An 18,919-nucleotide genomic window follows, 5' to 3' on the forward strand; every position below is an offset into this window, starting at 1 on the left:
GATTTTGTAAGTTTTATGCCTGAATCATGCGAATTCGATGAGTTTTAACGAAATCGACGCAACGCGGAATTCTATTCAGCCTGTGTGTCAGCAACCGCAGAGGATGCTTCGTGTGTGGATGCCTGTTTGGCTTTTTCCTTTTCCTGTTGGGAAATATAAGTTCCTCCGAGGATAAACGCCATGATCGATACATATACCACTGAAGCGATATAGCGGGCCTTTTTGGACTGTTCGTAACTATTCATCAGTATCTAAAAAATTATTAATTTGAAGGAATTCCCCATTAAATCAATCCTCATAGAGATGGTCAAGCCAATAAACAAGGTCAGGCGTTTGACGGCCCCGTGCTTGATTTGCATTTTGGGATTCGGTTAGGACGCCGGTTTGGCGTGAGTTTTGTTGGGGTGGTTATGGATAAAGACAAGATTACGGTTTATTACGACGGCGCTTGTCCTAAGTGCATTCGCGACAGGCAGCATTATGAAAAATTCGCAGGCAAGGCGGGAGAGCAGGTCTGCTGGTTTGACATCACAGGACAGGAGAATCGGCTTCGCGAGCTGGGCATCGATCCCGGCAAGGCTTTGACGGAGTTGCATGTCAGCGATGAGCAGGGGCGGGTCGTGTCGGAACTGGACGCCTATATTCTGCTGATGAAGCGAGTGCCGGTACTGAAACCCATAGCTTGGCTGATCGGCTTGCCGTTGATTCGGCCGTTGCTGGCCAGGATTTATCATCGCCAGGTGAGCCGGCGGTTGAGGAAAAGAGGAGTGCTATGAGAGGGGAGTAATTTTGCTTTGCCTCAAGCAGGACGGGGTTTGCAACCCCGTCTTAATGTTTTTGCAATGTCTGAGCTTAGAATCTCCACTTAACCCATGCTGAATTTTTTGGACGGGCAACAAGCCCCGTCCAGCACGGGAACCCGATTAAATCAAACCGTCGCGTCAGCGACACTTTAATTAAACCAGCTCTTCACTTTTAATAATACGGTAGGGTGGGTTGGAGCTTTAGCGGAAGCCCGGCGTGGGCGACTTCGAAATGCTGGGTTTATTAACCAGCCTACCGCTGTCAAAAGCTCCGGTGCTCGGTGCTGGAAACGGGAAAAAGTGCCAGTAATAAGATTAGTCAGTAAAGCTTGCCAAACAAATCCACATGCGTCAGATAAAGCCTCATATCCAACTCATATTGATGATAGGCCGGCTCCATATACTCGCATAATTTATAAAAGGCTTTGTTATGCTCTTTTTCCTTTAAATGCGCCAGTTCGTGCACGACAATCATGCGCAGAAATTCAATCGGCACCTGCTTGAAGACCGATCCTATGCGGATTTCGTTTTTCGCTTTCAGTTTGCCGCCCTGTACGCGGGAGATATAGGTATGAAGGCCCAGGGCATGGTGCAGGACGTTGATTTTATCGTCATAAATGATTTTGCTGAGTGGCTGAGATTGGCGGAGTCTTTCATTCTTCAGATCGACGACATAGCCGTAAAGCGCCTTATCCGTTCTGATGTCGTGAGCCACAGGATATTTTTTTAGCAACAGTTCACCCAGCTTGCCGGCATGAATCAGATGCAGTGCCTGGTCAGTGATTTTTTCGGAATAGCCGGCCAGATATTTTAATTCTTGCATGGTTTACCTTGATTACGAGATATTGCCGATCTGCATGACGGCCTGCTTACGTTATGATAGCGGCGATAGCGATGTCAATAAGCCCCGTCAGGGAGCAGTTTGGGTAGTCAGAAGAAAATGAGGATGCGATGGCGAGAAAACGAGTGAAGATGATAGGTTGGGATTTTTTCTTGGCGATGCTGTTCTGGATGTCGATTCTGGGGGGAGTGGCGCCAGCCGATGCGCAGGACGCTGCATTATTGCCGGCCGCTGTTCAAGATGCGGCTCGCCAGGCGCCTGCCGATATTGAAGCTTTCGTGCGCGAGGGTTGCCCACATTGCGAGAAGGCTGAAGAATTCCTGAAAGCATTGGCGCTTGAGCAGCCGTGGCTGCGCATCGTTGTGCGCGATACCCAGCGCGATCCTGAAGCCCTTGAACGCCTGAAGCAGATAGCCGAAGCAACAGGCGCCAACGTGAGTGTGCCGACTTTTTATGTGCACGGCCAGACCATCGTCGGTTACACCGACCCGTCTACTACGGGAAAGCTGATCCGCAATGCACTGACTCAAGCCCCGCCGGAGCAGAAAATATCGCCAGAGGCGGCAGAGAGCTGTGAAGCGGAAGCAGCACTGTCCTGCGGACCGGAAAGTGTTTCGCCACCGCCTGAGCCGGAGTTTACGTTTCTGGGACAACGCATTACCTTGAAGCAGTTTGGTTTGCCGCTTTTCACCCTTGCGATGGGGCTAATGGACGGATTCAATCCCTGCTCCATGTGGGTTTTGATCCTGATGATTTCGTTGCTGGCGCCCATGCAGGACCGCATGCGCATGTTTGCGGTCGCCGGCGCCTTCATTGCCGTAGAAGGCATTGCCTATTTCGTCTTCATGGCCGCCTGGCTCAACCTTTTCCTGATCATAGGCCTTTCGCGCCTGTCGCAGATCATCATCGCCGGCATCGCCATACTGGCCGGCGCGATTAACCTGAAGGATTTCTGGGCTTACGGCTGGGGCGTTTCGCTGTCAATCCCCGAGTCGGCCAAGCCCGGCATTTACGCCAGAATCCGCGCTATCCTGCAAGCCGAAAGTCTGCGCGGCGCCATGATCGGCGCCGTGGTGTTGGCCCTCCTGGTACAGATCGTCGAATTTCTGTGCACTTCAGGCTTTCCGGCGCTTTATACCCGCATACTGACAATGCAGCAATTGGACGGAGCAAGCTATTATGGCTATCTGCTGCTTTACAATCTTGCTTATATGCTTGATGACGCTGTCGTGCTGGGCATTGGCATTATCACGCTCAGCCAGCGGCGATTGCAGGAAAAGGAAGGACGCTGGCTGAAACTGATCAGCGGATTGGTCATGGTGGGATTGGGTTTGTATCTGCTGATTTCATTGCCTTGAGGCTCTTGGATTCGGCCTGGCGGGGGCCTTCGCGCAGCGAGAGGGCTTCGTTACAGAAGTAGTTCTCTCTGCGCTGGACCGCCATAATCTCCGGCAACTTCACGATTTGTTGTGGCTAGTAGTTGCTGAGCAGACGCTCTAGATGGAATCTTACTACTGGCAACGCGCGCTGGCTGGGGCGTCGACTCCGTTTGTTATGATTTAGGCTCCGGCAGCGCTCGGGAAAATCTCGCCGTCACAAGCGCCGGGGCCACGACCGCTGCTAGTGGCGACCGCCAGCAAGTTAAGTTACCTCCGACTATGCCGGAGGCGGAAGAAAACTGCTAGTGTCGAGGAAAGTCCCGAAGGGTATGGGTTAAGGCAGTCAAGCTATGAGAAAAGCGGAATCGTTTTAGCCGCCTGAGGGAAATGTCAACGATAAGCGCTTCAGGAGTATTCGTATCTGCCGTGCAGGTGCACATTGATTCGCACTGCATAGGTCGGTACACTGGTGCTTGTCCCGCCTCGAATAGCCTAAACGGCACAAGCGCATTCGGCCCTGCAACGGCGTAACATCAGTTATTGAACTTTCGGAGCCTTTAAGTGACGTACCAGTGATTGTCTGCGAGAGGTAAAAGAGAAAACAATATGATCAAATATTATTCTGCCATGATTTTATCTTTATCGTTATGAATAATGGCATTTAGTGGGCCGCCGTTTCATGCAAATAAAGCAATGCCGCAATTTCGTGATGCATCAGATATTGGCGGCATCAATATAAAAAATTAAGGAGCTGTGAGAAGTGCAAGCGCTGATACAATTTTTATTGGGTGCGGGAGAGTTTATGCCGCATGGTTTCTGTTTTCTCTGGAAGCCTCAGTTGTTGTGGCTGTTTGTTGTTTCCGACCTGATTATTTCGCTGGCGTATTTTTCCATTCCTCTTGCCTTGGGTTATTTTGTCCATAAGCGTCGGGATATCGAATACAAATGGGTTTTCGTGCTATTCAGCCTCTTTATTTTGGCCTGTGGAACGACTCATTTAATATCCCTTATCACTATCTGGAAGCCAATCTATGGATTGGAAGCAGGAACCAAGGCTGTTACTGCGCTCCTCTCCCTGGCGACTGCGGTCGTGTTATGGCCTCTCATCCCAAAAGCTGTCCTGATTCCGAACCGAAATCAGTTAATTAAAGCGAACCGGGAGCTGGAAGAAGAAATCCTTATCCATAAAAAAACTAAAAAAACATTAAAGCAATTAAATGAAGACCTGGACCGTCAAGTTGAGCTAAGAACCAAAGAACTGCTAAGCGCCAACCAGGCGCTCAAAGGCAGCGAACAACGTTTCAAGCGGGTAGTGAACATTATCCCTGCGGCGATTTTTACTGTCGAGCGAACCGATAATCCTAAAATTCCCTGTAAAGTTTCTTTTATCAGCGATTCAATTACTGCCATTTCAGGATTTGAGCCATCCAGATGGTGTACGGATGAAACTTTGTGGATGGATCATACTTGTCCTGATGGGAAAAACACGCTGCTTGCCTTCATCAATGCACTTGAGCTTGACAATCTTGATATAACCGCCGAATCGGTGCACTGCCTGCCGCCCTGGCATAATCAATGGCGGTTATGGCATCCGACCAAAGGAGAAATTTGGCTGGAAGGCAGCTCGATTCCGGAGGTTGAGGCCGACGGCAGTATTTTGTGGTATGGCTTTATTCATGACATTACCGAACGCAAGCGCCCCGAGGAAGCACTGCGCGAGGCCGATCGCCGCAAGGACGAGTTTCTGGCGATGCTGGCCCATGAGCTGCGCAATCCGCTGGCGCCCATCCGTAATTCTGTGCAATTGTTAAAGGAACAGGATACGGCCGCCAATCCCATGCTGGAATGGTGCCGTAATGTCATCGACCGTCAAGCCAGCCATATGGCCCGCTTACTGGATGATCTGCTCGATGTGGCGCGCGCCATGCAGGGCAAGATCTCGCTGAAGACTGAGTATTTCAATCTGGCCGAGATCGTGGATAGCGCCATAGAAACCAGTAGCCCTCTGATTAAAGCGCGTGGACTGAAGCTGGTCATTTTGCATTCGGCAACGCCGCAATGGCTTAAAGGCGATCGCTTTCGTCTGGCTCAGGTGCTCTCGAATCTGCTCAATAATGCCGCCAAATATACCGATGAAGGCGGCCGAATTACGCTGAGCGTGAGCCAGGAAGACTCCATGGCGCTGATCAAGGTCCGGGATACGGGCATTGGCATTGCGCCTGATATGCTGCCGCATATCTTCGATCTTTTCACGCAGGCTGACGGTTCGTTGTCCCGCTCTCAGGGCGGCTTAGGGATCGGGCTTACGCTGGTGCACAGACTGATCGAAATGCACGGAGGGAGTGTAAACGCGTCGAGCGCAGGCATCGGGCAGGGCAGTGAGTTTACGGTACGTCTGCCGTTGCTATCGAACGAATATAATGAAGTTGCTGAATCTGCGCCTTCAGGAGGTGCTATGCCGTTGTGTTCCAAGTTGCGTATTCTTGTGGTGGACGACTATCCTGATGCATTGGATAGTCTGTCGATGCTGCTCCAGGCGGAAGGGCATGAGGTCGATACGGCCAATAGCGGTGCGAAAGCGATTGAGCGCGCGCAAGCCTTCCGGCCGCAGGCAATATTGCTGGATATCGGTCTCCCCGATATGGACGGTTATGAAGTGGCGCAACGGTTGCGCGAATTGCCGGAAACCCAGCTGGCCGTTCTGATTGCCTTGACCGGTTACGGGCAGCCCGAAGACCGCTCGCGCTCAAAGCGCGCGGGCTTCGATCATCATCTGCTGAAACCGGTTGACCCCGATATGCTGTCCTCCTTGCTGGCGTCTTTGACCAACGAAGCCGGCCAGTAAACGGACTTTCCTATGCCAGCAGATTAACGAGCATGTTTTCATAGATTCGGGCCAGGACCTCCAGATCTTCCAGGCCGATATTTTCATTGACCTTGTGGATGCTTTCATTGAGCGGCCCGAGTTCGATTACCTGCGCGCCGGTTGGCGCGATAAATCGGCCATCGGACGTACCGCCGCCCGTGTCATCGAGCGTTTCAAAACCGGTAACGGCCTTGATGGCGGCATGGGCCGCATCGATCAGCGCGCCTTTTTCGGTCAGAAACGGATTGCCCGATAAGCGCCATTGCAGTTCATACCGGAAGCCGTGTTTGTCCAGTATGGCTTGCGTGCGCCGTTTGATGGTTTCCTCGTCCAGTTCTGTGCAGAAACGCAGGTTGAACTGGATTTCCACGCTGCCGGGGATGATGTTTTCAGCGCCGGTGCCGCCATTGATATTGGATACCTGTAGGCTGGTCGGTGGGAAGAATTTGTTGCCGCGATCCCAGACTTCTTCGGTCAATTCTTTCAACGCAGGCGCAAAAGTGTGAATGGGATTTTCAGCCAGTTCGGGGTAGGCGACATGGCCTTGTATGCCGAGAACAGTCAGTCTGGCGCATAAAGAGCCGCGGCGGCCGACACGGATGACATCGCCGATCTTCTTGTCGCTGGACGGTTCGCCGACCAGGCACCAGTCGATTTTCTCGTTGCGTTTTTCCAGGACTTCGACGACTTTGACGACGCCATTGGTGGCGATGCCTTCTTCGTCGCTGGTCAGCAGGATGGCGATAGAGCCTTTATGTTCAGGATGTTGGGCGATAAAGCGCTCAACGGCGGTGATAAAACAGGCGATGCCGCCTTTCATGTCGGCGGCGCCGCGGCCGTAGAGCTTGCCGTCGCGGATGGTCGGTTCAAACGGTGGCGAAACCCAGGCTGCCAATGGCCCTGGCGGCACGACATCGGTGTGTCCCAGGAAGACGAATAACGGTTTCGCGTCGCCGCGTCTGAGCCAGATGTTTTGCGTATCCTCAAAATCCAGCCGTTCTTCTTTGAAGCCCAGCTTGTTCAGGCGCGCGGCCAGCAGGTCCTGGCAGCCGGCATCCTTGGGTGTTACCGAGTCGCGTTTGATGAGGTCTTTAAGCAGTTCTAGTGTATCGCTCATGTTGATTTTGAGTTATTAAGGTTTAGCGTCGGAGAGAGCTGAATAAGCGTCGGTTTTCGTCTAGTCTGTTCCCGGCAGGCTTGCGGCATACCCGCCATCCTTGGCGTCCGCCGCACCTGTTCCCGACAGGTTTGCGGCATACCTACCATCCCTGGCGTTCGCCGCGCCTGTTCCCGACAGGCTTGCGGCATACCCACCATCCCTGGCGGTAAAACCTACGAGGATCTGAGCGCCGGTATCCAGAACCGGGCGTTTGATCAACGTGGGCATTTCCAGCATCAGTTTCAGGGCTTTGTCCTGAGTCAGATCGGCTTGCTGTTCGGCGCTGAGCTGGCGCCAGCTGGTGCTGCTGCGGTTCAGCAGTTTGTTCCAGTCGACATGGGCGGCAAAATGCACGAGCTGCTCGGAAGTGAGCCCATCGGTCCTGAAATCATGGAACCGGTAGGTTATGTTGTTTTCGTCCAGCCATTTGCGGGCTTTTTTGACGGTATCGCAGTTTTTTATGCCGTAGAGTACGTACATGGCGGGATTACAGTTGGCTAGTCAGTAATTCGTCGATGCTGGGCAGTTCTTTGTCGGCCTTGCAGCGGGATTTATACAGGTCGACAAATTCCATAAACGCCTGCTCAAGGTCGGACAGTATGTCTTCTTCGTTTGCACGCTCATCAGCGGGGACATCGGGGGATGCCAGGTATTCTTTCTGCAGCGCTATTTCGCTGTTGAGTGCAAGCGTGGCATAAATGATGGCATTATTGGATAAATTTTTGCTCATGGCTGTATGTCCTGCGATCGGAAAAGCATAGTCTGATAAAAAAATAGGGGCGATACAAGTATCGCCCCTAGGTTTATTTTTATTGTTTAGTTCGTTGTTATTGGTATTTAGTCGCGTAACAACTCATTGATGCCTGTCTTGCTGCGGGTTTTTTCATCGACCTGTTTGATGATTACTGCACAGTATAAGCTGTATTTGCCGTCTGCGGAAGGCAGGTTGCCTGACACGACAACTGAACCGGCCGGGATGCGGCCATAGGTGATTTCGCCGGTCATGCGATTGAAGATTTTCGTGCTCTGGCCGATATACACGCCCATGGAAATCACGCAGCCGTCTTCAACGATAACGCCTTCGACGATTTCGGAACGCGCGCCGATAAAGCAGTTGTCGCCGATAATGGTCGGGTTGGCTTGCAAAGGCTCCAGCACGCCGCCGATGCCGACGCCGCCGGACAGATGCACGTTCTTGCCGATTTGGGCGCAAGAACCGACCGTCACCCAGGTATCGACCATGGTGCCGCTGTCGACATAAGCGCCGATGTTGACGTAAGACGGCATCAGGATGGCGCCCGGCGCGATGTAAGAGCCATGGCGGGCTACGGCGTTCGGCACGACGCGGATGCCGGCTTTGGCGAAATCATCCGGCGTATAAGAGGCGAATTTGCTTTCCACTTTATCGTAGTAACGGGTATTGCCGCCTTCCATGATGCGGTTTTCGTTAATGCGGAAAGACAGCAATACCGCCTTTTTCAACCATTGGTTGACAACCCAGTCGCCGTTGACTTTTTCTGCCACTCTAAGCGTGCCGCTGTCGAGCAGGTTGATGGTTTCTTCAACAGCATCGCGAATTTCGGCAGATACAGTGGCTGGCGTGATTTCCGCGCGTTGTTCAAAGGCGTCATTAATGATCTTTTCAAGTTGTGACATGTTTTTCTTTACTTTAAGGAGTTAATAAAACTTTTAATGCGGCGTGCCGCGTCAAGGCATTCATCCAACGGGGCAACCAGCGCGATACGGACATGGTTCTGGCCGGGATTGATGCCGTCGAATTCGCGCGACAGGAAGCTGCCGGGCAGCACGGTGACGTTTTCCTGGGCGAAAAGCCGTTGCGTGAACTCGGTGTCGGCAATCGGCACTTTCAGCCAGATATAAAAACCGGCCGGCGGTTTGCTGATCGGGCAAACATCGGCAAGGATATCGATGACAGCGGTAAATTTTTCGCGGTACAGCTGCCGGTTCTCTATTACGTGAGCTTCATCCTGCCAGGCTGCAATGCTGGCATGCTGGGTCGGCAGTGACATGGCGCTGCCGTGGTAGGTCCGGTATTGAAAATACTGCTGCAGAATATCGGCATCGCCTGCAACGAAGCCGGATCTCAGGCCCGGCGCATTGGAGCGCTTGGATAGGCTGTGGAAAACCACGCAGCGCTTGAAAGCAGTATTACCCATTGCATAAGCCGTTTCAAGCAGGCCCGGCGGCGGATTGTTCTCGTCGTCGTAGAGTTCGCTATAGCACTCGTCGGAGGCAATGACGAAATCGTATTTTTCCGCCAGCCTGAGCAGATTTTCATAACCGGCCCGCGCCATGACCGAGCCGGTCGGGTTGCCGGGCGAGCAAACATAGATCAGCTGGCAGCGTTGCCATATTGCGTCAGGGACTGCGTCAAAATCCGGCAAATAGCCGGAGTCTTCCAGCGTATTCAGGTAATAAGGCTCGGCGCCGGCCAGCAAGGCCGCCCCTTCATAAATCTGATAGAACGGATTCGGCATGATCACGACCGGCGCGAGACGGGTCGCATCAATCACGCACTGGGCAAACGAGAATAACGCTTCGCGCGTGCCGTTGACAGGCAATACCTGTGTTTCAGGATCAATCAATTCGGACGGAACGTTGAAACGCCGGCTCAGCCAGTCGGCTATAGCCATCCGCAATTCAGGTATGCCTTTAGTGGTCGGATACTTGGATAAGCCATGCAGGTGCGTCAGCAAGGTCTCCTGAATCAGATGCGGCGTAGCATGCGCGGGTTCGCCGATGGATAGCGCAATATGCTCCTTGTCATTGGGCGGGACTATGCACCGTTTGAGTTGCGCCAGCTTCTCAAACGGGTACGGATGCAGATATTTTAAATAGGGCGTCATCGGTTAGCTGCAACGAGGTTGTTTGCCCATAGAGTGGGCTTGCTGGAACAATCCCATCGCTGCCGGCATATGTTGGTTCAAATCCTGCATGCGGGTGCTGTGCGAGGGGTGGGTCGACATGAATTCGATAGGTTGCTGGCCACGTGCGGCCTGATCCATTCTTTGCCAGAGGTTGATGCTTTGCCTGGGGTCAAAGCCGGCTTTGGCCATTAAATCGACGCCGATAATATCGGCTTCGCTCTCTTGTGTGCGGCTGTAGGGCATGAGTACGCCGTATTGCGCGCCAACGCCCAGCAGGCCGAGCGCAGTCTGTCCTAAAGCAGTTTCCGGCATGGTGACGGCCTGGATGAGCGCCAGGCCCTGGCTGACCGCCATTTCTTGCGATACGCGTTCATTACTGTGCCTGGCCAGTACGTGCCCGATTTCATGGCCGATTACGGCCGCTAATTGATCCTGATTTTCGACTAATTGGATCATGCCGGTATGCACGCCGATTTTATTGCCCGGCAGGGCAAAAGCATTAGGCTCTGGATCTTCAAAAACTACGACTTCCCAATTGCCGCTGCCGACTTCGCGTGTGAGCGCTTGAGCAATGCAGTTGGCGGCCTGTATAAATCGGCCGTTATTGCTGATAGGTTTTTCTTGTTTCAAGGTGTCAAAAGCCTGCAGGCCCATTTGGTTGATCTGCGCATCAGGCATGAAGACCAATTGTTGCCTGCCGGTAGGGCTGACAGCGCAGGAAGCTAATATTGATGTAATTACCAGAACAGATAATTTTTTTTTCAACATAGATAAATGGCCAGTAGTTTGAAAATGCCGGCCATTTTAACTTAACTTTTTGTCCGAGGTTTAAAAATGTAAATCGGAATGTGGGTCAAGTCTGACGCCAGCTGAATTTGATCGGTTTTCGACGAATCATCAACTGCCAATTTGATTATTTTCAGGCTGGGCCTTATGTTTATCGGGAAAAGTGGATGAGTCTATGTATATTGAGACAGTGATGGTAAATCAGGGTAGAATGTCTGGTATTTACCCAGCGGTATAGGCAGTCGGACTCAAAAACACAGCGGTAGGCAGACTGCCGGGTAACAACGATTTAATTGTATAGAGACAACAAGAGGATAGCGCGTGAGTGAAGTAACTGAAGTACCGAGTCCTTTTTGCGGTATTGGAACCGACGACCTGACAATCAGAGTCGACGGTCTATCGTTGAAAGTGATTGAAAATGGCTGCTCGGTTAATACGCCTGCTTTCGAACAGGCCATTACCGATACCAGTCCCCGAGTCGATGGCAAAGCCGTCAGTTTCGATGCGGCCGTGGCAAAAGCGGCAGCCTTGTTAAAAGGCACCAATCAACCTGTTATCGGCGGGTGCGCTACCGATGTCAACGGTATGCGGGCTTTGCTGGCATTGGCCGACCGTAGCGGCGCTGTTGTCGATAACATGAATTTCAATGCGGCAAGGCGCAATTTCCTGGCGCTCCAGGATTCCGGCTGGATGAACACTACGCTGGCGGAAGTTAAAAACCGCTGCGATTTGCTTCTGGTTGTCGGTGCTGATCCTGAAAGCTTTGCCCCACGCTTTTTCGAGCGCTATCTCTGGAACGAAGAGGCCATGTTTCTGGAAGATACCGGCAATCGGGAAGTGATCTATTTAGGCAAGGCGCCTTCCGGCGATGCATCGACTTCGCCGAAAGGCAAGAAAGCCCAGGTTTTTGAATGCGGCATGGAAGATCTGCCCGAAGTCGTGGCGGTATTGAGAGCCCTGGTTAAAGGCCAGCCGATCCGGGCTGAATCTGTGGGCGGCATCGCTGTCGCTGATTTGCAGGGCATCGCCGATAAACTGAAAGCGGCGCATTACAGTGCCGTGACCTGGGCGGCAGGCGCTTTGGCTTATAGCCAGGCTGAACTGACCGTGCAGACCTTGTCGGAGATGATCAAGGACGTCAATAATATGAATACGCGTTGTTCGGGCCTGCCTTTGGGCGGCAAGGAAGGCGATCAGACGGCCAATCAGGTTTGCGGCTGGACTACGGGTTATCCGGCGCGTACGCGTTTTTCCAAGGGCTTCCCTGAATATGATCCTTATTTGAATGACATTGAATCGATGATCGCCAATGGCGAAGCCGATGCGCTGGTGTGGGTGCAGGCATTCAACGTCAGTGCCGTGCCGCCGGGCACGAATCTGCCGACCATAGTCATCGGCCGTTCCGGCATGACCTTCTCTAAGGAGCCGGACGTGTTTATCCCGGTCGGCACTCCAGGTATCGATCATACAGGCCATGCGTACCGTATGGATAACGTGGTTGCGATTCGCCTGAAAAAATGCCGCGATTCCGGCCTGCCCAGCACGTTTGACGTGCTGAATGCCATTGAACAAGCTTTATAGGTAAATATATGTTGATAAAGTTAACAGGTGGAACTGTCTATGATCCTGCCAGCGGCATTGATGGCAAGAAACAGGACATTTACATCAAAGACGGGCGTATCGTTAATCAACCGGGACCGGACGTTCAAGTTGATAAAGAATACGATCTGGCCGGCAAAGTGGTGATGTCCGGCGCGATCGATATGCACACGCATATCGGCGGCGGTAAGGGCAATATCGCCAGAACCATGCTGCCTGAAGATCATCGGCAGGATCCTGTGCATCGTACCGACGTGACCCGTTCCGGCTGCGGTCATGCCATGCCCAGCACGTTCGTGACCGGCTACCGTTATGCCGAGATGGGTTATACCGCGGCTTTCGAACCCGCCGTATTGCCGATCAATGCGCGTCAGGCGCACATGGAGATGGCCGATATTCCCATTTTGGATAAAGGCGGTTACGCCATGCTGGGCAGTGATGATTATTTGCTGCGCATGCTGACTGCCAAGAAAGACCAGAAAGCGATCAATGATTACGTAGCCTGGACGCTGAATGCGGCCAAAGCCATCGGCATTAAAGTCGTCAATCCGGGCGGCATCAGCGCTTTCAAGTTTAACCAGCGCAAGCTCGACCTGGACGAGAAAAACAGCCATTACGGCATCAGTCCGCGCGAAATCCTGCAAGTACTGGCCACAGCGGTCAAGGAGTTGGGCGTTGCGCACCCGTTGCATGTGCACGGCTGCAACCTGGGCGTGCCCGGCAATATGGATACCACGCTGGATACGATTCAGGGCATCGGCGGTCTGCCGATGCATTTAACGCACATCCAGTTCCATAGTTATGGTACGGAAGGGGATTTCAAATTCTCCTCGGGCGCCGCGCAGATTGCCGAAGCGGTCAACAGAAACAAGAACATCACGATCGATGTGGGACAGGTCTTGTTCGGACAGACCGTTACCGCGTCAGGCGACAACATGCGTCAGCACGCCAACCATAAACATGCCAGCCCGAATAAATGGGTGTGCATGGATATCGAGTGCGATGCAGGCTGCGGCGTCGTGCCGTTCAAATACAAGGATCAGAACTTCGTCAATGCGTTGCAGTGGGCGATCGGCCTGGAAACATTTCTGCTGGTCGACGATCCATGGCGCATTTTCCTGACGACCGACCATCCTAACGGCGCGCCGTTCACCAGCTATCCGCATCTGATCCGGTTGCTGATGGACAAGAGTTTCCGTAACGACATGCTGGCGACGATCCATCCGGAAGCGCAAAAAATGACTACGCTGGCGTCGATAGACCGCGAATACAGTCTGCAGGAAATCGCTATCCTGACGCGCGCCGGTGCCGCGAAACTGATCGGTCTGCACGACCGCGGCGGTCTGAGTGCCGGCAACTGGGCCGATATCACCGTTTATACCGATAATGCCGACCGCGAAAAAATGTTCGCTAAGCCGGATTATGTCTTTAAAGACGGCGAACTGGTCGTTAAAGACGGAACCGTAGTCCACACCAAGTGGGGCACCACCCATATCGTTAGACCGGATTGGGACCCATCGGTAGAGAAAGATTTGCAGAAATATTTTGATCGATTCCTTACTATGAAAGTCGGTAACTTTAAAATCAGCGATGACGAGTTCATGGATATTGGCTGCGGCAGCCTGACTGCGCATCCGCTTAAAGGAGAGGTGGCATGATTATCAATGGCGTAAAGATAGATGCAACCTTTGCCGAAGCTTTCCCTATGAAAGCCACGCGCGCAATCATTACCGCTCAGAATGAAAAATGGGCCATGATTTCCGCTCAGGCCATGACCGGCTTTGCCACCTCGGTGATTGCCTGCGGTTGTGAAGCGGGCATAGAGCGTGTACTGGACCCTTCGGAAACCCCGGACGGCCGTCCGGGCGTTTCGGTCATGATCTTTGCGATGGGCGGCAAGGGGCTGGCCAAGCAACTGGAGACCCGTGCCGGGCAATGCGTATTGACGTCGCCGACGTCGGCTCTGTTTGCCGGCATCGATAGCGACAAAAAAATCCCGTTGGGCAAGAACCTGCGCTATTTCGGCGACGGCTTTCAAGTAGCCAAGCTGATAGACGGCAAACGCTACTGGCGTATTCCGGTCATGGACGGCGAGTTTCTGGCCGAAGCGACGACCGGCCAAGTCGATGCAGTGGGCGGCGGCAACTTCCTGGTGTTGGCCAAATCGCAGCCGCAGGCACTGGCCGCCTGCGAAGCGGCGATTGAAGCGATGCGCAGAATCCCTAACGTCATCATGCCGTTTCCGGGCGGCGTCGTACGTTCCGGATCTAAAGTCGGATCGAAATACAAAGCGTTGGGCGCGTCCACCAATGATGCTTTCTGCCCGACCTTGAAAGGTATGACCCGGACCGATTTGTCTCCTGAGGTTGAATCTGTCATGGAAATCGTAATCGACGGTTTGACTAAAGAGGATATCGATAAAGCCATGCGCGTCGGCATACAGGCAGTCTGCGATTTAGGCGCCGAGAACGGCATCACGCGCATCAGTGCGGGCAATTACGGCGGCAAACTCGGGCCGTTCCACTTTCACTTACAGGAGATTATGGCGTGAGCGCTTTAACATTTTCACTGAAACACCGGCCGGATCAGCGTGTGGATATGTCGCCGCTGGTCTGCAATCTGCTGAAGGACATGGAGCCGAGTGAGATTGCCGCTATTGAGCTTCAAAGCGGCAAACGCAAAATCCGTGTTGATGAATTGTTTAAAATTTCCGGTTCCGATACGCAAAAGATCGTCATTCAGAACAGTTTCGGCAAGCTCGATTTTATTGGCAAGGAGCTCGATGGCGGCAGTATTTTAGTCGAGGGCGATGCCGGTGCTTATCTGGGGCTGGGCATGAAGTCCGGTGAGATCGGCGTAACGGGCAATGCCGGCATTTTTGCGGCTTGTGAAATGAAAAAAGGCTTCATCGTCATTGGCGGCAATGCCGGCGACTTTCTCGGCGCTGCCTTGCCGGGCAACAAGATGGGCATGAAAGGCGGTACGGTTCTGGTCAAAGGCAATGTCGGCGAGCGTGCGGGCGATCACATGCGCCGCGGCAATATTCTCATTGAAGGCAATGCCGGCGATTATTGCGGGTCCAGAATGACGGCCGGCACCATCGCCGTCATGGGCAAAACCGGCCGGTATCTGGGCTACGCCATGCGCCGCGGCACTTTGCTGTTATGGAATCAACCGGCGTTATCGGCGAGTTTTAATGATTGCGGCGCCCATACACTGGCTTTTCTGCCTATACTGTTTGCATCATTTAAAAAACTCAATTCCAAATTTGCCGATGCTTCTGTGGCATTTAACCGCGTGCAGCGCTATGCCGGCGACATGTCGGAAATTGGCAGAGGTGAAGTGTTAGTTAAAATAAGCTAATTTAGTCGAAATTCTATTTTAATAATGCAGAAAGCCCCGTTTCGGGGCTTTCTGTTAATGCTAATTCTAACTCTAAACAGACGGCGAAATTATACTCAAAATACTTAAGCGTTATGCTGATAAATCATATTTATGGCGTATTGGCCATGCCATCGCAACGTTGGCAACCTTCATGATTTCCATCAGGGTGAGGTTGGCGCTTTGTGTTTTATTGCTAGGGTCTTTTTCCAGCATATCCGCCGAACCTGTTCATATACAATTGCCCTGGCATCATCAGTTTCAATTCGCCGGTTATTACGCGGCATTGGAAAAGGGTTTTTACCGGAAAGCCGGTCTTGATGTGATAATCGACGCTGTCTCACCGGAGAAAAAACCATTGCCCCAGGTGCTTCAAGGTCATGCTCAGTATGGTGTTGCTAATAGTGAGCTATTATTAGAACGCTTGCGCGGTGCGCGGTTGGTTGCTTTGGCGGCGATATTTCAGCATTCTCCGTCTATATTGCTGGCCCGCAAAGAGGCCGGTATTCTCTCTCCGCATGATTTGGCCGGCAAGGCTATTATGGTGTCGGACCAAGCTATTTTGGCTATGATGCATAATGAAGGCATCAAAAGGGCTGATATTCATGTCATTCCAAACAGCTACGATATTCAAGATCTCATTGATGGAAAGATTGCCGCCTTTAATTCTTATCTGAGTAATGAGCCTTATTATCTGAGCCAGCAAGGCATCGATTATACGGTGCTTAATCCGCTTAACTACGGTGTGGATTTTTATAGTGATATCCTTTTTAGTACTGAGGATGAAATAAAAAAGCATTCTGATCGGGTGAAAGCATTGCGCGATGCCAGCCTTGAAGGTTGGCGATATGCCATGGATCATCCTCGGGAGATCATTGACCTGTTAGTGGATAAATACAAGGTCGGTAAATCCAGAGCGCAGCTGGAATTTGAAGCAAACGCAATAAGGCCATTGATTGCTCCGGATTTGGTTGAGCTGGGGCATATGAATCCCTGGCGCTGGCGGCGTATGGCCAGCACTTTCGTGCAGACCAATATGGTCGAAAATGATCATGCTTTGGAGGGATTTCTTTATGATCCTGATTTTAAGGTAGACAAGGAGCGGTTGTGGCTGTATTCGGAGATTTTTTTAGCGCTGGCGATAGTGGCGGTCTTTGTTATCGTTGTTTTGTTTGTTTCATATAGAACCGCAAGAAGAGAGATTCGTTTGCGTTTGGCAGCTGAGCAGGAGATCAAAAAAATCGCCTACCGGGATACTCTAACAGGTCTTGATAATCGCCATCATCTGTTTCTGCTGGCGGATCAGTTTTTAAAAATGGCTCAAAGGGAGCGTTATAAGGTTGCCGTCTGCTTTATTGATCTGAATCAGTTCAAAAATATAAACGATACATTGGGGCATAAAGCGGGTGATAATGTGTTAATTCATGTGGGGAACACGCTGCGAAGCTTTATACGTCAATCGGATGTGGCGGCCCGTTTCGGCGGCGACGAATTTGTACTGCTTCTTAATCATGTCAAAAATAAAGAAGACATCACAGAGATGCTGCTGGAAATAAAGCAGGCTATCTGTCAGCCGGTAAATTACCAAAATAAGCAACTCTATGTGTCGGCAAGCATGGGCGTGGCTTTTTATCCCGATGACGGTACTGATATCGATGCGTTAATCGATATGGCGGATTCAAAAATGTACCATGTGAAATTTGAAGACAAGGAGTCTTTGGAATCTCAAGTTAAGAATGCTGTATATGAGTGACTATTTGGCAAGAAGGGACGGTTCCTGGAGAATTGTTCTGCAAGCAAGGCTTTGCCTTTAAAGAATCCAGTTATTTCGCTTATGCCTTCTGCAAAAACTTAAATGAAAATTACAGGTCGACGTGGAATAATACGATTTAAAGTTGCTTGAGCAGAGTTATGGCGTCAACATTAACAACAATCAACCATAGTCGGGATGTGGCCGGCTTAAAATATGTCTATCCGGTACTTTCCAGGCGGGCAGGCGGCTTGTCTATCGGAATTAACTTCAATACCAATAATGCCTGTAATTGGCGCTGTGTCTATTGTCAAGTCCCTGATTTGCAAGCTGGCGCGGCGCCTGAAATGGATTTTCAGCTATTGGAAGACGAGTTAAGGTTTTTTCTGGATGATGTGCTCAACGGAAATTTCTATGAGCGGTTTTTGATACCGGACGGCAATCGTGTCATCAAGGATATCGCTATTTCCGGCAACGGCGAACCGACCAGTTTAAAAGAATTTGCCAGTGCAGTGACTTTGATCGGTGAAGTAGCGACGGAAATCGGCGTTTTGCCTCTGAGCAGTTTCGTACTGATTACCAATGGCAGTCTGGTGCATCAGCCTAGAGTTCAGGCTGGGTTGAAGAAGTTAAAGGAATATGGCGGGGAAGTCTGGTTTAAGTTCGATAGCGCTACTGAAGCAGGCAGGCGGCTGATCAATAATGCAAAGCAGAGCTATCAAGCTAGTCTGGAAAATTTAATGCTGTCTGCAAGATTGTGCCCTACAAGGCTGCAGACCTGTTTGCTGGATTATGATAAACGGGGTTTGTCAGAAGAGGAAAAGCAGGCTTATCTGGATATGCTGAAGACAATTAATAAGAAGCATGTAAGCTTGAAAGGTATTATGTTGTATACAATAGCCAGACCTTCTATGCAACCGGAAGCGGCACTGTTGGAGAAATTATCAGTCGAGTCATTAAGTGCCTTGGCTGATGAGATCAGGCTGCTGGGTTTCGACGTATCAGTCAGCGTTTGATTCAGGCTAGGATATTCGGCATAACCTCGAGCATGGCTAGCCTATCGTGAACGTTTAGCCCTGATGGTATTTTTAGTTTTATAATTCCCCAGAACTCGCTATTGATTCGGGCATGCCGATAAGGTTGAATTTCTGGCGGCTGGCCCTATTGTCTTTTACAGATGGCATGGCGGGTTTCCTGTTTTGTATGGTTATAAAGGCATCATAATGTCTTGGTGCAGGTAGCGCGGTTTTCACCGTAAGGGAGCGAAACCGTGTATTCAGTATTGATGTGTAAATATTTAAATTTATAACTTGTTGCCATGGTGGAATTGGGGCTATAATGCCGCGTTCTTTCAACGTGCGAATGTGGCGGAACTGGTAGACGCGCTGGATTTAGGTTCCAGTAGGTTTCCTGTGAGAGTTCGAGTCTCTCCATTCGCACCACTAAATTCAAAATAGTTACATACAA

General features: G+C 51.4%; 17 protein-coding genes and 1 tRNA gene. 10 read left to right on the top strand and 8 right to left on the bottom strand.

Annotated elements, in window-relative coordinates; all coding sequences use genetic code 11:
• Positions 1 to 71: 71 nt before the first annotated feature.
• Positions 72 to 245 carry a hypothetical protein gene (locus tag ACTNE6_RS05525; RefSeq protein WP_194971409.1) on the bottom strand — a complete coding sequence of 58 codons (174 nt, stop codon included), beginning with the start codon at positions 243 to 245 and terminating at the stop codon, positions 72 to 74.
• 165 nt (positions 246 to 410) lie between these two features.
• Between ACTNE6_RS05525 and ACTNE6_RS05530 the strand changes: the two genes are divergently transcribed.
• Positions 411 to 776: a thiol-disulfide oxidoreductase DCC family protein gene (locus tag ACTNE6_RS05530; protein ID WP_442498902.1), complete on the top strand. Its 366-nt coding sequence runs from the start codon at positions 411 to 413 to the stop codon at positions 774 to 776.
• 346 nt (positions 777 to 1,122) lie between these two features.
• On the opposite strand, the gene ACTNE6_RS05535 is transcribed toward ACTNE6_RS05530, so the two are convergent.
• Positions 1,123 to 1,626, bottom strand: coding sequence for a M48 metallopeptidase family protein (locus tag ACTNE6_RS05535; protein ID WP_442498903.1), 504 nt, complete (start codon positions 1,624 to 1,626; stop codon positions 1,123 to 1,125).
• A 128-nt stretch (positions 1,627 to 1,754) separates the two neighbouring features.
• Here ACTNE6_RS05535 and ACTNE6_RS05540 point away from each other — a divergent pair, with 128 nt between their 5' ends.
• Both ACTNE6_RS05540 and ACTNE6_RS05545 read left to right on the top strand, forming a co-directional pair.
• On the top strand, positions 1,755 to 3,002 hold the full coding sequence (locus tag ACTNE6_RS05540; RefSeq protein WP_442498904.1) for a glutaredoxin family protein: 1,248 nt from the start codon (positions 1,755 to 1,757) through the stop codon (positions 3,000 to 3,002).
• 781 nt (positions 3,003 to 3,783) lie between these two features.
• Complete coding sequence (locus ACTNE6_RS05545; RefSeq protein ID WP_442498905.1) at positions 3,784 to 5,868, top strand: ATP-binding protein; 2,085 nt, start codon at positions 3,784 to 3,786, stop codon at positions 5,866 to 5,868.
• Between the two features lie 10 nt (positions 5,869 to 5,878).
• On the opposite strand, the gene dapE is transcribed toward ACTNE6_RS05545, so the two are convergent.
• The 6 genes from dapE to ACTNE6_RS05575 form a co-directional block, all read right to left on the bottom strand.
• Positions 5,879 to 7,006 (bottom strand): succinyl-diaminopimelate desuccinylase, encoded by a 1,128-nt coding sequence (gene dapE, locus ACTNE6_RS05550; protein WP_442498906.1) that lies wholly within the window; start codon positions 7,004 to 7,006, stop codon positions 5,879 to 5,881.
• Positions 7,007 to 7,066: 60 nt separating this feature from the next.
• Entirely contained in the window at positions 7,067 to 7,528 is a 462-nt protein-coding gene (locus tag ACTNE6_RS05555; protein WP_442498907.1) for an ArsC family reductase, read from the bottom strand.
• Positions 7,529 to 7,535: 7 nt separating this feature from the next.
• Positions 7,536 to 7,778, bottom strand: a complete 243-nt coding sequence (locus ACTNE6_RS05560; RefSeq protein WP_194971415.1) for a hypothetical protein — start codon at positions 7,776 to 7,778, stop codon at positions 7,536 to 7,538.
• Between the two features lie 107 nt (positions 7,779 to 7,885).
• Positions 7,886 to 8,704 (bottom strand): 2,3,4,5-tetrahydropyridine-2,6-dicarboxylate N-succinyltransferase, encoded by an 819-nt coding sequence (gene dapD / locus ACTNE6_RS05565; protein ID WP_434483068.1) that lies wholly within the window; start codon positions 8,702 to 8,704, stop codon positions 7,886 to 7,888.
• 8 nt (positions 8,705 to 8,712) lie between these two features.
• Complete coding sequence (gene dapC, locus ACTNE6_RS05570; protein WP_442498908.1) at positions 8,713 to 9,915, bottom strand: succinyldiaminopimelate transaminase; 1,203 nt, start codon at positions 9,913 to 9,915, stop codon at positions 8,713 to 8,715.
• A 3-nt stretch (positions 9,916 to 9,918) separates the two neighbouring features.
• Positions 9,919 to 10,704, bottom strand: a complete 786-nt coding sequence (locus ACTNE6_RS05575; protein WP_331818154.1) for a M48 family metallopeptidase — start codon at positions 10,702 to 10,704, stop codon at positions 9,919 to 9,921.
• Between the two features lie 339 nt (positions 10,705 to 11,043).
• On the opposite strand from ACTNE6_RS05575, the gene ACTNE6_RS05580 reads away from it, so the two are divergent.
• From ACTNE6_RS05580 to ACTNE6_RS05610, 7 genes are all read left to right on the top strand, one after another.
• Complete coding sequence (locus tag ACTNE6_RS05580) at positions 11,044 to 12,303, top strand: formylmethanofuran dehydrogenase subunit B (protein WP_442498909.1); 1,260 nt, start codon at positions 11,044 to 11,046, stop codon at positions 12,301 to 12,303.
• A gap of 8 nt (positions 12,304 to 12,311) precedes the next feature.
• Positions 12,312 to 13,979: a formylmethanofuran dehydrogenase subunit A gene (locus ACTNE6_RS05585; protein ID WP_442498910.1), complete on the top strand. Its 1,668-nt coding sequence runs from the start codon at positions 12,312 to 12,314 to the stop codon at positions 13,977 to 13,979.
• Entirely contained in the window at positions 13,976 to 14,872 is an 897-nt protein-coding gene (gene fhcD / locus ACTNE6_RS05590; RefSeq protein ID WP_331818151.1) for a formylmethanofuran--tetrahydromethanopterin N-formyltransferase, read from the top strand. The genes ACTNE6_RS05585 and fhcD overlap by 4 nt, the downstream gene beginning before the upstream one ends.
• Positions 14,869 to 15,684: a formylmethanofuran dehydrogenase subunit C gene (locus ACTNE6_RS05595; protein ID WP_434483074.1), complete on the top strand. Its 816-nt coding sequence runs from the start codon at positions 14,869 to 14,871 to the stop codon at positions 15,682 to 15,684. The genes fhcD and ACTNE6_RS05595 overlap by 4 nt, the downstream gene beginning before the upstream one ends.
• Positions 15,685 to 15,856: 172 nt before the next feature.
• Positions 15,857 to 17,455 (top strand): ABC transporter substrate-binding protein, encoded by a 1,599-nt coding sequence (locus tag ACTNE6_RS05600; protein WP_442498911.1) that lies wholly within the window; start codon positions 15,857 to 15,859, stop codon positions 17,453 to 17,455.
• Positions 17,456 to 17,613: 158 nt separating this feature from the next.
• Positions 17,614 to 18,468, top strand: coding sequence for a radical SAM protein (locus tag ACTNE6_RS05605; protein ID WP_442498912.1), 855 nt, complete (start codon positions 17,614 to 17,616; stop codon positions 18,466 to 18,468).
• 342 nt (positions 18,469 to 18,810) lie between these two features.
• Positions 18,811 to 18,894, top strand: a tRNA-Leu gene (locus ACTNE6_RS05610).
• Positions 18,895 to 18,919 lie beyond the last annotated feature (25 nt).

It is taken from the genome of Methylobacter sp. sgz302048 (genome assembly GCF_052162025.1).
Taxonomy (GTDB): Bacteria; Pseudomonadota; Gammaproteobacteria; order Methylococcales; family Methylomonadaceae; genus Methylobacter.

What these genes read in the sequence shown, in the direction of transcription:
- ACTNE6_RS05525 (WP_194971409.1), bottom strand. Translation starts at nt 245, where the DNA reads ATGAATAGTTACGAACAGTCCAAAAAGGCCCGCTATATCGCTTCAGTG.
- ACTNE6_RS05530 (WP_442498902.1), top strand. Translation starts at nt 411, where the DNA reads ATGGATAAAGACAAGATTACGGTTTATTACGACGGCGCTTGTCCTAAG.
- ACTNE6_RS05535 (WP_442498903.1), bottom strand. Translation starts at nt 1,626, where the DNA reads ATGCAAGAATTAAAATATCTGGCCGGCTATTCCGAAAAAATCACTGAC.
- ACTNE6_RS05540 (WP_442498904.1), top strand. Translation starts at nt 1,755, where the DNA reads ATGGCGAGAAAACGAGTGAAGATGATAGGTTGGGATTTTTTCTTGGCG.
- dapE (WP_442498906.1), bottom strand. Translation starts at nt 7,006, where the DNA reads ATGAGCGATACACTAGAACTGCTTAAAGACCTCATCAAACGCGACTCG.
- ACTNE6_RS05555 (WP_442498907.1), bottom strand. Translation starts at nt 7,528, where the DNA reads ATGTACGTACTCTACGGCATAAAAAACTGCGATACCGTCAAAAAAGCC.
- ACTNE6_RS05560 (WP_194971415.1), bottom strand. Translation starts at nt 7,778, where the DNA reads ATGAGCAAAAATTTATCCAATAATGCCATCATTTATGCCACGCTTGCA.
- dapD (WP_434483068.1), bottom strand. Translation starts at nt 8,704, where the DNA reads ATGTCACAACTTGAAAAGATCATTAATGACGCCTTTGAACAACGCGCG.
- dapC (WP_442498908.1), bottom strand. Translation starts at nt 9,915, where the DNA reads ATGACGCCCTATTTAAAATATCTGCATCCGTACCCGTTTGAGAAGCTG.
- ACTNE6_RS05575 (WP_331818154.1), bottom strand. Translation starts at nt 10,704, where the DNA reads ATGTTGAAAAAAAAATTATCTGTTCTGGTAATTACATCAATATTAGCT.
- ACTNE6_RS05585 (WP_442498910.1), top strand. Translation starts at nt 12,312, where the DNA reads ATGTTGATAAAGTTAACAGGTGGAACTGTCTATGATCCTGCCAGCGGC.
- fhcD (WP_331818151.1), top strand. Translation starts at nt 13,976, where the DNA reads ATGATTATCAATGGCGTAAAGATAGATGCAACCTTTGCCGAAGCTTTC.
- ACTNE6_RS05600 (WP_442498911.1), top strand. Translation starts at nt 15,857, where the DNA reads ATGATTTCCATCAGGGTGAGGTTGGCGCTTTGTGTTTTATTGCTAGGG.
- ACTNE6_RS05605 (WP_442498912.1), top strand. Translation starts at nt 17,614, where the DNA reads ATGGCGTCAACATTAACAACAATCAACCATAGTCGGGATGTGGCCGGC.